The following is a 12,339-nucleotide window of genomic DNA, read 5'->3' as shown; positions in this document are numbered from 1 at the left end:
GGAGTCTCGCACTTCCGCTCCAATCAACCTTAAATAGTTTCGTTTTAAAAACAACAATCTTTACGAAAAGAGCCAAACATAAAAACAAAAAACCGGACACATTGCGTCCGGTTTCTAAGAATTCGCCTCTTATTTTGCTGCTTTAGCCGCTTCGATTGCACCCTCGTAATTTGGATGGTTGGTACCTTCACTAACATATTCTACATATGTGATTTCATCATTGCTGTTTACAACGAACACCGAGCGTGCCAATAGTCGAAGTTCTTGCATAACGACACCATAGGCTTCACCGAATGAAAGGTCACGGTGATCGGAAAGAACTTGAACATTGTCCAGGCCACTAGCAGCACACCAGCGTTTTTGCGCGAAAGGAAGATCGTTACTGATCGTCAGAACTTTTACATTATCCAATTTTGCCGCTTCTTCATTGAATTTACGTGTCTGCGCATCACATACACCTGTATCGACAGATGGAACTACACTGATGATGCGGACAGTACCTTTGGATTCGCTTAATGTAACCGGTGATAAGTCATTAGCCAATACCGTAAAATCAGGTGCTTTGTCCCCAACTTTTAGTTCTGATCCCACTAAAGTGACCGGGTTGTTTTTAAATGTAACTGAAGCCATTAAAAATTCCTCCTCTTTCTGCTATATGTACAAGCATAATAATATTTGTTTTACCGGAATTTTGCAATTAATTGAATTTGGAAAAGTGAATTGGCGGTTCACATGTGTGGAAAATCAAGCATTAAGTGGTGTAAGCATATTACAGCAAAAAGAAAACTCGGCGGATGCCGAGTCGCAGTTAGAAATCTAAATCCTGTTTAGGTTCTTGGTACCTCTTTACGTTTGTTTGACTGCTACTGCTGCCTTGCCTTTGATTACTACTTTCTTTTTTAGATAGCATGGACTGAATCTTATCGACGACTTGAGGAGCTAAATCCATCATTTTTTCGAGAAGATGCGTACCTTCATCAAGATGAATCATTTTCACCCCGTGGGAACCGACAATCAAAAAGGCAATTGGTGTTATGGAAACCCCACCGCCGCTACCGCCGCCAAAAGGCTGCTTGGAATCACCTTGATGTGCTTGATGGTTTCCATCCATTACAAATTCGCTGCCACCGGCTGCAAAACCAAAACCAACTTTGGATACGGTTAAAATGACACTTCCATCCGGAGTCTCCACCGGATCACCGATGATCGTGTTCACATCGACCATTTCTTTCAGATTTTCCATCGCTTCTTTCATTAAACCTTGAATCGGATGATCTGACATTTAAATTCCTCCACTCTAGAACGATTGTTTATTGGAATCACCTGATAGCTTCGCTAATTTCCTGGACCTGAAATGCGGTTTTCCGCCTTTCCAATAACGAAGCAGTTTTATTCCAGTCACCATAGCCTGCCCGATTCTAAATTGTAATATGCAGGAAATCGACGTATTGGCCTGCCATCTTTGAAAGTCAGGTGTAATGGAATATGCGGGCATGATCCGGAAGTTGAAATAGGTTGTCAGCAAACCGATGATTGAGCCTTTAAGCGCCCAGCATGCACCTGTTAAAACACCTGTATGTGCAGCGTTTTTAGTACCGACAATACTATGCCAGCTGAATTTTTTAACTTGGATTTTCCCTGTGAACTGACGGACGACCTTATGAAATCCGACCATATGCTGAAGCAACTCCTTCATGTCAGCGAATCCGTCACGCAAATCTTCGGGTGTGATTTTTTTCTTTTCTTCCTTTTCGGTTTTTCCGTTCATTTCTTGCTCTTCCTTTACTACTATAGCTGCCGAGTCATCATCCTTTTTAATGACTGGGACTTTGAATGTATAGTGAATAAGTCCATACCAAGCTGATAATTTAATATGTATTTTGTCATTCGTTTGGACACGTTTGTAGTCAATGTATACTCTTACTTTTGTGAAAATAAGAATAAGCAGCACCAAAATGAGGATACCTATAATCAGCAAAACCCACATCATGCACCCACACCCCTTCAGTCTATCATTATCGGCAAATGCAAAAAAAAATAAACCTGCAAAAGCGAAAAACACGCTCTCACAGATTCATGAATGAAAAATATCATCTTCTGATCAAAACAACACCCGTGTCTGCAAAGACATCATGCAAAGCCTGTTTCTTCGGTAATAAGCCTGCCAGGAGATAGCCGATCCAAGTAACTTTTGAAATATATCGGCCAATCAGCTCCCTGAACAATACCGTACCCCAAGAAATGGTTTTTGTCTCTTCCCTCAATGTAACGACTTTCAGTCCAAAAATCATCTTACCAAGGGTTTGGTTCAAGAATTTGGTCATCAAAACAAAGTATAAGAAGAATACGATCCCTGTTAGTAAGCCTTCTGCGGAAAACCAAAGATCATCTGTCCCTTCATAAAACTTGAAGATGGGATGAATCAAAATCCGATTCAAACTTCCGATAACCAACAAATCAGCTAAATAGGCCCAAAATCTCATCCAAAATCCAGCAAAATGCACTCTCTTGACTCCGCCATCATCCACGGCCTGCTTGGCTGGCGTAAATTCCTGCTGAACGGGAACCTCTTGATCTGCCAGTACATTGGATGCAGTGATTTGTTCATTGTTTTCATTTCGTTCCGTCATCCTTCAGCCCCCCTATTCCGCATACAAATACATTAAGCGTGGAGAATTTGAAGAGGAAAGGATTTTTGTCAAGACGGCCGTTTCCACATCATTCCCCAACATTTTTTGCGCTCCCATACTGAATAATGAACCGAAACCTGCCTCATCGGTATATCGGATAACTTGAGCATCTTTTTTACCGATATCAGTTTTCATCGCGGCAATTACATCATCCAAATGGCCGAAATCATCTATTAAATGGTTTTCTTTAGCCTGACGCCCATCATAAATGCGGCCATCAGCAATTTTGCGTACTTCATTCTCTGTCATACCTCGTCCGTCGGCAATGACTTTTACAAATTGATCATAAGAATTATTAATCATATTTTGCAGTATTTCACGTTCTTCTCCAGTCATTTCCCGAGTTGGGCTCATAATATCTTTGTGTGGTCCGCTTTTGATGGTTTCGAACTCAACGCCATACTTCTTGGCCAGCTTCTCGTAATTATACCCATGCATGATGACACCTAGTGAACCCGTCATCGTTTCTGGGCTGGCGTAAATCTTATCGGCTGGCGCAGAAATATAATATCCGCCGGAAGCCGCCATTGATCCCATTGAAACATAAACAGGTTTTTTCACTTTTTTAATATCAAGGATCTTATCATAGATCTCAGCACTTTCTACGACACCGCCGCCAGGAGAATTCACCCTTAGTATGATTCCTTTGATATCATCATTTTCCTCTGCCATCTTCAGCTTATCCATGAAGGCACGGTGATTATATGTTGCTGAACTTAGTAATGAAGCTTCTCCTGTATCTTGAATCGTTCCCTCTACATCGAATACTGCAATAACATTAGAAAAATCATCGCCTTCTATGACTTCCTCGTTAAATGCACTTTCAGAAGCAAATAATTCATCAATGATATTTTCCGTATCCGCTGTAAATAGAGTTGTAGCCGTCCCTACAGCAATAGAGACAAAAAATAAAACGGCTGCAATTCCAAGTGCCGCCCAACGTTTTCCATTCATCTGTTTTCCCCCTTAAATATATGTATCCTTCTTATCATACGAACTGCATACATTAATGTTTCATTCCATGATAAACTAGACATATAAAATTGTAGCAAATAATCCTCTAATTGGAAATGCATTGGTGCATTTTGCACGATCTGCATTTACCTGAACAGGAAAAAGAAAGCCCTTTCATCACCAATCATACTAGGGGGGAACATGATGAACACTCGCAGGAATATTTATTTTTTCCATGCACCGAATGCAGAAATACTTAACAAGATCGAATACTTATCGGACTTAGCGAAACAGCATTCTTATGAAGTCATCCAAGATTTCACAAAGGCCAACATCATCGTAAGCATAGGTGATGACGGCACATTCCTGCAGGCAGCCCGTAAAACCGGGTTCAGGGATAATTGTTTATATGCAGGCATTTCCACCACAGGTAACTTGAATATGTATTGCGATTTCCACTTGGAAGACACGGATAAAATGATCGATGCCATGACAAGTGAGCAAATCGAGGTGCGTAAATATCCAACCATCGATATCCAGTTGGACGATCAGCCCTCCTTTTATGCCCTCAATGAACTCAGTATCCGGACTTCCATAACCAAAACGTTCATCATGGATATTTTCATTGATCAACTCCATTTTGAAACTTTTCGCGGCGACGGAATCATCATTGCGACCCCGACCGGAAGCACCGCCTATAATAAATCGGTAAACGGGGCCGTTGTGGATCCCCTTCTCCCTTGTTTTCAAGTGAGCGAGCTCGCATCCATCAATAATAATTCCTATCGGACCCTAGGTTCTTCATTCATCCTAAGCGGCGATAGATCTTTGACCGTCCACCTTGAACAAAACGGGCCAAGCTACCCGATCATCGGAATGGACAATGAAGCCTTAAGCATCAATCATGTTGAAAAGGTCAAGGTCCGGTTAAGCGGTAAAGTCATCAAGACCGTTAAGCTTAAGGATAATTCCTTTTGGGAAAAGGTGAAAAGGACCTTTCTTTGAACTAACTAATAAAGGTACCGGATATGTCCGGTACCTTTTATATATGGTAAAAATCTTTCGTATTTTGATAAAGGATTTCATAGACATCCTCAATTGGCAATCCTTTAATCGAAGCAATTTGACGAACACTTTCATGCATCATGCCCGGGTGCGTCCATTTCCCTTTGAAAACCCCTTCAAACGGCCATGGGCCATCCGTTTCAATCATCATCAGCTTAAGTGGGTATGCAAAAACCAATTCCTGTATTTCCCTCTCATAACAAACATCAGGTGTAATCGAAATTCGGTACCCCTTTTCGGCCATTCTTTCGACTGTCCTGATATCACCTTTAAACCAATGAAAGTGTGCCTTTGTGATTTGATGCTTATCCAAAAGGTCGCAAACGATGGGGGCATCGCCATAAACGGCATGAAGGATAACCGGCTTTTCAACCTCTTTAGCAAAAGCCAGCAACCTTTCCAGTATCTCTACATAACCTGACGTATCCATATTGGGATTTTCCTGCCTTAAGTAATACGGGAGTCCGATCTCACCTACAGCAACCATATTATGACGATGTTCCCGCATCCAATACAATAATTCGTTCACTTCCTCTTTACTCGGGAGGGGCTGCTCAGGATGAAAGCCGAAGGCAGGCTTAATTCGTGAATCTTTGAGTGAAAGCTGGTCATTGTTTATGGAAGAGGTTAAATTCATGGAAACTGTCACCAATGATTCCAAATGCACCTTTTCCATATCAGAGAGAATCTGCTTCTGTTCACTTTCATCATACCTATCCAAATGGATATGGCTGTCGATGATCTTCATTTTCAATTTCCTCCTGACTTAAGAAAGGGTTGGCTTTAGTGCGGCATATAATTCTCTCTTCAAATTTAAAAATTCATCACTTAGAAATTGTTCCTCACTTCTTGGCCTTGGAAATGGAACTTTCACTTCTTTGATGACAGCAGCCGGTTTTGCTGATAACACATAAATTCTATCTGAAAGGAAAACCGCTTCATCTATGCTGTGGGTAACAAAAAGCACAGATCTCCGATTTTGTTCCCAAACAGACAAAAGCCATTTTTGCATTTCCAATCTTGTCAGTTCATCCAGAGCAGAAAAGGGTTCGTCCAGGCACATCAAGTCCTGTTGACTTAAGATGCTTCGAATGAAAGCGGCCCTTTGCTTCATGCCCCCAGATAATTCATGCGGATATGCCTTCACATACTCTTCTAATCCAGCTTTCACCAAAAGGGCTTTTGCCATTTCTTTGTCTCTTATCCCAGCAAGCTCACTTCCAAGCAAAACATTATCCAGCACCGTTCTCCAAGGTAAAAGGGATGGCTGCTGCGGCATATAGCTTATATGGCCCTTAAAGCCATTTATCTTTTTACCATCCAACGAAATGATGCCCTGATCCGGCTTCAAAATACCGCCTATCAAGTGGAACAACGTACTTTTACCGCTGCCAGATGGTCCTAGGATTGTGACAAATTCCCCATCACCTACATGGAAATTCATATTCTCTAAAATATTTTGTTTACCATCGAAAGAAAAGGAGACATCTTTAATTTCCAGCATCATCCCTTTCACCCTCCTTTCTCTTCCATGAAACTAAATATTTCTCCAGGAATGTGATGATTCCAAAAAAGAGAAGGCTCATTCCCATAATGATGAAAATGGCAACAAACACCCGATCTGTCCGAAACGCGGAGGAAGCGAGCGTCATATAAACACCAATCCCCGATTTAGCCCCAAGCCATTCCGAAATAACCGCACCCATTATACTATAGGTGGCCGAAATTTTCAGGCCTGAGAAAATGAACGGGATCGAGTGGGGAAGTTCCAGCTTCCAAAATAACTGGTTTTTCCCCGCTCCCATCATCTTGAAGTAATGCTTAAGTTCGTAAGGTGTCTGGCGAAAACCGTCCAATGAAGCGACCGCAACCGGAAAAAAACATACGAGTGAAATCACAATTAACTTAGGCAGCATGCCAAAGCCAAACCAGATCACTAAAAGCGGTGCCAAAACTATGATTGGTATATTTTGCGAGAGTATGAGCAGAGGATAAACCGCGTCCTTCACACCTGGAAATAGGTGTAAGATTGCAGCAATTAATAACCCAATACAGCTTCCAATAAGAAAACCCGATAACGCAAGCTCAGTTGTTGATATAAGGTGTCCAAAAAGATTACGGGACGACTCAATTCCTTCAATGAAAATGGCTGATGGAGCGGGAAGCAGCCATTTTTCAACCTTTAATAAGACTGTCATTGACTCCCATACTATCAGCAAACATAATAAAAGAAAGAAGGGAGCCCCCTTCTTCCAAATTCCCCTTTTGATCATGCCCGATATTTCTCCGTTAACGTATCCATCGTAATCCCGCTTGGCTGATATAGTATCTTCACTTGGGAAATGACATTCGGCGAGCCTAATTCAATCATTCTTACATTCATTTTTTCTATCACGGCAAAAAGCTCGGATAGCTCACCCTCCATTGTTGTTTCTAGCGGGTGAACCTCATACTTGACACCTGATTCATCAATGATCTTGATTGCTTCATCGACCATGGGGATGACATTTTCCCCTTTAGGAATGATTTGTATACTAATTAATGAATTGGCCATTGTATTTCCTCCTATTTTGGTAAAAATTCATTGGTAAATGCCTTTTCAGGATTGAAATCACCTTCAAGAAGCTTATTTTCCTTCATCCAATCACTATAATTCTTCCAGATTTCAAGCTTTTGTTCACCCCAACGCGGAGCATCATCCTGATACTTATCTGCAAGCCACTCCTGGCTTTTCTTCACTAGTTTTGGATCTAGATCAGGTGCAGACTTACTTAATATGTCCGCTGCATCATCAGGATTCTTAATTGCAAACTGGTACCCTTTCGAAGCTGCATGAACGAATGCTTTAACAGTCTCAGGATCCTCTTTAATCATCTTTTCATTTGTTGTCAAAACAGGCGTATAGTAATCAAGCTTATCAGAGTAATCGGTTAAGTAAACCATATTAAGCTTTTCATTCCGCAACTCAGCCTCGATACCTGTCCACCCATAATAAATCCAGGCGAAATCTATATCCCTTTTAACCGAAGTGAAAAAATCTGTGTCCCCTGTATTCACTATATCCACTTTATTTACATCGGCATTTTCTTTTTTCATAAGTGAATCAATAATGGCCTTTTCAACTGGAGACCCCCAGCCACCATACGTTTTCCCTTCAAAATCCTTGGGAGTTTTAATGTTTTTTGCCGCAGGTGAAGCGAATCCAGAGGTATTATGCTGGATGACAGCAGCTAGCGAAACAAGCGGCACGCCTTGCACGCGGGCCTGCGTAATGCCCTCCTGGTAGCTCACGCCAAATTCAGATTTCCCTGAAGCCACAAGTTTATCAGCTCCAGCTTCGCCTGGCATGATAATTTCCACATCCAGACCTTGTTCTTTGAAATACCCTTTTTCCTTGGCTACATACAATCCTGTATGGTTTGTATTCGGTGTCCAATCAAGCACGACCGATACCTTTTTTAATTCTTTATTGCCTTCTTTTTTAGATGATTCTTCTTTTTCATTAGTTCCGCCTGCCCCACATCCAGCCAAAAGGAACAACGAAGTTAACAGTGGTAAGAATTTATTCAAACTATTATCCTCCTACACATCATATAAGATCCATATGCCGAAACCATAATGGGGCGCCAGGGTCCATTCCAATACCGGTAAAAAAACAAAAAACGCCCGAAGATGAATTCGGACGTTTAACATACAAAACAGAAAGTCAGTAATAATATGTTCCCTCCGCTGGCATCATCCAGATCAGGTTCAAAGAGTCAGCATCTAAAGGACGCAATCTCAGCCAGCAGTACTGGCCCCCCTACATTTCTCGCACATATGAACTTTTCTCTCCCATTATATCAATTCATGGAGAAAAAGGAATACTAATTTGCTTCTTCTCATTAATTGGAAAGGTTTCCCTTGCATTAAAGGATATCTAGCAAAACATCATCCCATTCCAATCATTCTCGTTTACGTGCCTGACACGTTCAAAGAGTCATTTCCTTACAGGTATTCATATAATGAGCATAACCTGTGGACATTTTTTGTGTACTGGTTTTATATGCCCTTAATTTCAAAAGCAAAAGGTGGATATGATCATGATAAAGATTAATCACAAATTATTAGATGTCAGTCACATCCAACCAGGTATAGCATCTGCTAAATCGCTTGAAATTCTCCAATTGCTAGCGGAAGATTCTAACATTTTTGAATATCGGAGCTTTGGATACCTTAATTTTGATATACAACTGAGGCACCAAGTCATCGAGGCAGCTTTTGCGTTGGATAAAAGTGATGCAGAATTTTCCACACTTGAGGAATCGGCATCCAATAAACAATATTGGCGCCTTTCAAAGGATGGCACCTTTACCCTTCAGCCAGGGATTGCCCCTCATGTTGCACTCCTGGACATTTTCTTGAATGGAACGCTTTACGCTTTCGAATGCGGTACAGCGATAGTCGTCACTTTTTTAAAGGCCATTTTGGATTTAATCGGCCCTAGGAATTTCGACTATCTTTTTTCAAGCCTATTTCTATATGACTGGCGCCCTCCAAAGAATATGGCTCTTCATGTTCATCAAGGAACGGATTATTTACCAGGGGATTGCCTTTACTTCAAAAACCCTGATCACGATGTGGAAACACCTGAATGGCAAGGTGAGAATGCAATATTATTAGGAGAAGACCTCTTTTATGGCCACGGGATCGGGATTACCAATGCACAGGGTATCATCGATGAACTAAATAGCAATAGAAAGCCGAATGCCGCCATCTCAGCATTCCTGACAAAGCATATCATTAGCTTGGATAGTTCCTACTATAGACAATTCCAACCAACTATCTCCCGTGCAAAGCCCGTTCACGGTCTTGTCACCCTATCTGATTTGATTGTTTCTGAAATAGGTCCGAAGATTTACCTTTCATGACTCAAGCAATTCTCCTGCCGTAAAACCGGTTTCTTTAAATATAGGCAAAAAAAAATGCTTGGGGATGGAACCACCAAGCATTTTTTCTTATTCACGCACCGATGTCCCCTTTGCCTTTAAACCTGCGTGCACTTGCCTGACCCCATTTCGTAATGGATAGTGTATAAACAGCCAAGGCTGACCATATGAACAAAAAGGCTAAAAGATGCGCTTTTGTAAATCTTTCGTGATAGACGAATACCCCGATCAATAAGGATAAGGTCGGAGCGATATACTGAAAAATCCCAAGCATCGACAACGGGATCTTCTCCGCCCCCTTTGCAAAATATAAAAGAGGCAAGGCCGTGACAATCCCACCGCCCACCAACAGCAAGCTTGTGCTTCCTGCTGTAAAGAATTGCATTTCTGATTGGTTCATCAAGTATATCAGGTAACCCAGGGCAAGAGGCGTTACCATCATCGTTTCGAGCGTCAGCCCGATCGCCGATTCGGCTTTGATCATTTTTTTTGCCAGGCCGTATAATCCAAAGGTCATGGCCAAAACAAGAGAGACCCACGGGATCGTACCGAAATGAATGCCTAGGATCAAGACCCCGATTCCTGCAAGCAGGAACGACATGATCTGTGCCCCGCTCAATTTTTCTTTTAAAACTATCACTCCCAATAGTACACTGACTAGCGGATTGATATAATATCCAAGGCTCGTGTCAAGGATCCGTCCTGAGTTAACGGCCCAGATGAACACTCCCCAATTAGCTGTAACGAGCAGTGAGGCCGTTAGTAACGCCGCAAAGAGTTTGGGATTTCCCAATATGTTTTTGACATAATCAAGAAACGCTTGTCGTTTTTTCATGAACATCAATAAAACCAGCATGAAGACGAAAGACCATAATACCCTCTGAGCCAAGATTTCTGTAGCTCCGACTCCCTGAAGGAACTTCCAGTAAATTGGCACGACTCCCCACATCATATAAGAAAGGGCTGCATAGATCGCCCCTTCTTTTTGTTCATCCACTTTCATAACCTGCCTTCTTTCCATTAATTCCTTTATCGAATTCCATCTAACTATTTTGCGTATCCATTTCTTTTTTTGCAACTGTTATTTTTTATCATACATGATTCTGTCATCGATGACCGTCATGACCGCCTCAACTTTCAGGAGATCATCCGGCGCAACAGCAAAGACATCCAGATTAAACACGGTAAAATCTGCATCGTACCCTTTGATGATCTGACCGCGGCGTTTTTCCTGGCCGATAGCTGCAGCACTCCCTTTTGTATAAAGTGCGAAGGCATCATGAACGGAGAGCCTTTCATCCAAGCCATATACGGTACTGTCCTCACTGTTGATTTTCGTCCTTGTGACAGCAGCATGGATGCCCAAAATTGGATTTAATGGCTCTATAGGCGCATCCGACCCTCCCGCACAAATGATGCCCATATTCAAATAGGTTTTCCAGGCATAGGAGGAATCCAATAGATTGGCTGGAACCTTTTCTTCCACCCACGGAAAATCGGACGTGACGAAACCTGGTTGGATATCAAATATGACCTGCAGTTTTGCCGCCCGCTCCAGCAGCTCCGGCCGGACGATCTGCGCATGGATGAGCCGGTCCCTCTGTCCCTCTTTTGGGGGGATGGCTTCAATTGCATTCAAGACGTATTCAAAAGCGAGATCGCCAATGGCATGGACAGCAATCGGCATTCCGGCATCCCTTGCTTTTTTCACCCATTCCTGAAGCTCATGCTCAGTGAATATCGCGACACCGTTCGTATCCCTTTGATCTGCATAGGGTTCGCTTAACAGGGCTGTGCGTCCGCCTAAGGAGCCGTCGGTAAATATCTTCATGCTGTCGAACTTGATATATCGCGTACCTTCTTGATAGCTGCCGCCTGCTTTCAGCATTTCTTCTAACGCTTCGTGATGGACGAGTAAATTGGCGCGAAAGGCCATTTCCCTGTCCTCGATTACCGATTTAAACGCCTGATATGTCGGAAGGAAGCCATTATAGTAATGGAGGTCTTCAGTATGTCCGCCAGTCAAACCTAGCTTATATGCATCTTCTATGGCCTCTATGAGTGCGTTTTCGATATACTCTTGGTCAATGCCAGGAAGGCTGTCTAAAATCAGGTTCTGCGCCTGGCTTTCTTTAAATAAACCATTTAACCGTCCTTCTGGATAGCGGCAGATCACCCCGCCTGACGGTTCTTTTATATCTTCTTTAATACCCGCTTCCAAAAGGGCGCAGGAATTGACCACCAAGGCATGGCGGCAGATCCTTTTCAATACGATGGGATGTTCTGTCGATATCGCGTCAAGCTCATCCCGTAAAATCAATTCAGGACTGGGCCATTCATTTTCATTCCACCCTTCGGCAACAATCCACTTTCCAGCAGGGGTCTTTGAGCACTTTTCCTTCAAGGCATTCATGATGGACTCCCTGCTATCCATCAAAGAGAGGTCTAGACGAAGCAGTCTTTCACCATGCCCGACCAAATGAAGGTGACTATCCACTAACCCTGGCAGCATCGTTTGTCCTTTTAAGTCGATTTCCCTGGAAATATTGCCGGCATATTTATGTTCTAAATAGTCAAGGCTGCCGGTATCAACAATTACCCCATTTTCAGTGAAGAGTGCCTCCACTTGATCTTTTTCTTTAACCATCGTATAAATCGCCCCATTGAACCATAACGTTCCCATCCCGCTCTACACTCCTTAT

At 42.4% G+C, this 12,339-nt stretch carries 14 protein-coding genes and 1 riboswitch; of the genes, 2 read left to right on the top strand and 12 right to left on the bottom strand.

Annotation, left to right across the window (positions count from 1 at the left end; genetic code table 11):
• Positions 1–129: 129 nt before the first annotated feature.
• The 5 genes from tpx to sppA form a co-directional block, all read right to left on the bottom strand.
• Positions 130–630, bottom strand: coding sequence for a thiol peroxidase (gene tpx, locus SB775_RS24130; RefSeq protein WP_410863674.1), 501 nt, complete (start codon positions 628–630; stop codon positions 130–132).
• Between the two features lie 178 nt (positions 631–808).
• On the bottom strand, positions 809–1,282 hold the full coding sequence (ytfJ, locus tag SB775_RS24125; protein ID WP_061464384.1) for a GerW family sporulation protein: 474 nt from the start codon (positions 1,280–1,282) through the stop codon (positions 809–811).
• 15 nt (positions 1,283–1,297) lie between these two features.
• Complete coding sequence (locus SB775_RS24120) at positions 1,298–1,990, bottom strand: DUF2953 domain-containing protein (protein ID WP_377381313.1); 693 nt, start codon at positions 1,988–1,990, stop codon at positions 1,298–1,300.
• A 100-nt stretch (positions 1,991–2,090) separates the two neighbouring features.
• Positions 2,091–2,630 (bottom strand): RDD family protein, encoded by a 540-nt coding sequence (locus SB775_RS24115; RefSeq protein ID WP_089361756.1) that lies wholly within the window; start codon positions 2,628–2,630, stop codon positions 2,091–2,093.
• Between the two features lie 12 nt (positions 2,631–2,642).
• Positions 2,643–3,644, bottom strand: a complete 1,002-nt coding sequence (sppA, locus tag SB775_RS24110) for a signal peptide peptidase SppA (RefSeq protein ID WP_089361757.1) — start codon at positions 3,642–3,644, stop codon at positions 2,643–2,645.
• Positions 3,645–3,848: 204 nt separating this feature from the next.
• On the opposite strand from sppA, the gene SB775_RS24105 reads away from it, so the two are divergent.
• Positions 3,849–4,649 carry an NAD kinase gene (locus SB775_RS24105; protein WP_410863673.1) on the top strand — a complete coding sequence of 267 codons (801 nt, stop codon included), beginning with the start codon at positions 3,849–3,851 and terminating at the stop codon, positions 4,647–4,649.
• A 37-nt stretch (positions 4,650–4,686) separates the two neighbouring features.
• Here SB775_RS24105 and SB775_RS24100 read toward each other — a convergent pair whose 3' ends face one another.
• From SB775_RS24100 to SB775_RS24080, 5 genes are read right to left on the bottom strand one after another with little or no spacing between them, the layout of a single operon-like run.
• Positions 4,687–5,457 (bottom strand): TatD family hydrolase, encoded by a 771-nt coding sequence (locus SB775_RS24100; RefSeq protein ID WP_284470018.1) that lies wholly within the window; start codon positions 5,455–5,457, stop codon positions 4,687–4,689.
• Positions 5,458–5,475: 18 nt separating this feature from the next.
• Positions 5,476–6,216 carry an ABC transporter ATP-binding protein gene (locus tag SB775_RS24095; protein WP_089363632.1) on the bottom strand — a complete coding sequence of 247 codons (741 nt, stop codon included), beginning with the start codon at positions 6,214–6,216 and terminating at the stop codon, positions 5,476–5,478.
• The gene (locus SB775_RS24090; protein ID WP_061464390.1) at positions 6,200–6,982 is read right to left on the bottom strand and encodes an ABC transporter permease; all 783 of its coding nucleotides are present in this window, start codon (positions 6,980–6,982) and stop codon (positions 6,200–6,202) included. Before SB775_RS24090 ends, SB775_RS24095 begins: the two co-directional genes overlap by 17 nt.
• Positions 6,979–7,263, bottom strand: a complete 285-nt coding sequence (locus SB775_RS24085) for a thiamine-binding protein (protein WP_125160171.1) — start codon at positions 7,261–7,263, stop codon at positions 6,979–6,981. The genes SB775_RS24090 and SB775_RS24085 overlap by 4 nt, the downstream gene beginning before the upstream one ends.
• An 11-nt stretch (positions 7,264–7,274) precedes the next feature.
• Positions 7,275–8,279: an ABC transporter substrate-binding protein gene (locus SB775_RS24080; RefSeq protein ID WP_410863670.1), complete on the bottom strand. Its 1,005-nt coding sequence runs from the start codon at positions 8,277–8,279 to the stop codon at positions 7,275–7,277.
• Positions 8,280–8,413: 134 nt separating this feature from the next.
• Positions 8,414–8,523, bottom strand: a riboswitch (TPP riboswitch).
• Positions 8,524–8,791: 268 nt separating this feature from the next.
• On the opposite strand from SB775_RS24080, the gene SB775_RS24075 reads away from it, so the two are divergent.
• On the top strand, positions 8,792–9,619 hold the full coding sequence (locus SB775_RS24075; protein ID WP_410863669.1) for a protein-glutamine gamma-glutamyltransferase: 828 nt from the start codon (positions 8,792–8,794) through the stop codon (positions 9,617–9,619).
• 91 nt (positions 9,620–9,710) lie between these two features.
• Here SB775_RS24075 and rarD read toward each other — a convergent pair whose 3' ends face one another.
• A complete protein-coding gene (gene rarD, locus SB775_RS24070; protein ID WP_410863667.1) occupies positions 9,711–10,640 on the bottom strand; it encodes an EamA family transporter RarD in 930 nt (309 codons plus the stop codon).
• A gap of 78 nt (positions 10,641–10,718) precedes the next feature.
• Positions 10,719–12,320: an amidohydrolase gene (locus tag SB775_RS24065; protein ID WP_410863665.1), complete on the bottom strand. Its 1,602-nt coding sequence runs from the start codon at positions 12,318–12,320 to the stop codon at positions 10,719–10,721.
• Between the last annotated feature and the right edge of the window lie 19 nt (positions 12,321–12,339).

Source organism: Peribacillus sp. SIMBA_075 (assembly GCF_046534585.1).
The sequence above is the reverse complement of the archived record's forward strand: the minus strand, read 5'-3'. Positions and strand labels throughout refer to the sequence as shown.

What these genes read in the sequence shown, in the direction of transcription:
- tpx (WP_410863674.1), bottom strand. Translation starts at nt 630, where the DNA reads ATGGCTTCAGTTACATTTAAAAACAACCCGGTCACTTTAGTGGGATCA.
- ytfJ (WP_061464384.1), bottom strand. Translation starts at nt 1,282, where the DNA reads ATGTCAGATCATCCGATTCAAGGTTTAATGAAAGAAGCGATGGAAAAT.
- SB775_RS24120 (WP_377381313.1), bottom strand. Translation starts at nt 1,990, where the DNA reads ATGATGTGGGTTTTGCTGATTATAGGTATCCTCATTTTGGTGCTGCTT.
- SB775_RS24115 (WP_089361756.1), bottom strand. Translation starts at nt 2,630, where the DNA reads ATGACGGAACGAAATGAAAACAATGAACAAATCACTGCATCCAATGTA.
- sppA (WP_089361757.1), bottom strand. Translation starts at nt 3,644, where the DNA reads ATGAATGGAAAACGTTGGGCGGCACTTGGAATTGCAGCCGTTTTATTT.
- SB775_RS24105 (WP_410863673.1), top strand. Translation starts at nt 3,849, where the DNA reads ATGAACACTCGCAGGAATATTTATTTTTTCCATGCACCGAATGCAGAA.
- SB775_RS24100 (WP_284470018.1), bottom strand. Translation starts at nt 5,457, where the DNA reads ATGAAGATCATCGACAGCCATATCCATTTGGATAGGTATGATGAAAGT.
- SB775_RS24095 (WP_089363632.1), bottom strand. Translation starts at nt 6,216, where the DNA reads ATGATGCTGGAAATTAAAGATGTCTCCTTTTCTTTCGATGGTAAACAA.
- SB775_RS24090 (WP_061464390.1), bottom strand. Translation starts at nt 6,982, where the DNA reads ATGATCAAAAGGGGAATTTGGAAGAAGGGGGCTCCCTTCTTTCTTTTA.
- SB775_RS24085 (WP_125160171.1), bottom strand. Translation starts at nt 7,263, where the DNA reads ATGGCCAATTCATTAATTAGTATACAAATCATTCCTAAAGGGGAAAAT.
- SB775_RS24075 (WP_410863669.1), top strand. Translation starts at nt 8,792, where the DNA reads ATGATAAAGATTAATCACAAATTATTAGATGTCAGTCACATCCAACCA.
- rarD (WP_410863667.1), bottom strand. Translation starts at nt 10,640, where the DNA reads ATGAAAGTGGATGAACAAAAAGAAGGGGCGATCTATGCAGCCCTTTCT.
- SB775_RS24065 (WP_410863665.1), bottom strand. Translation starts at nt 12,320, where the DNA reads ATGGGAACGTTATGGTTCAATGGGGCGATTTATACGATGGTTAAAGAA.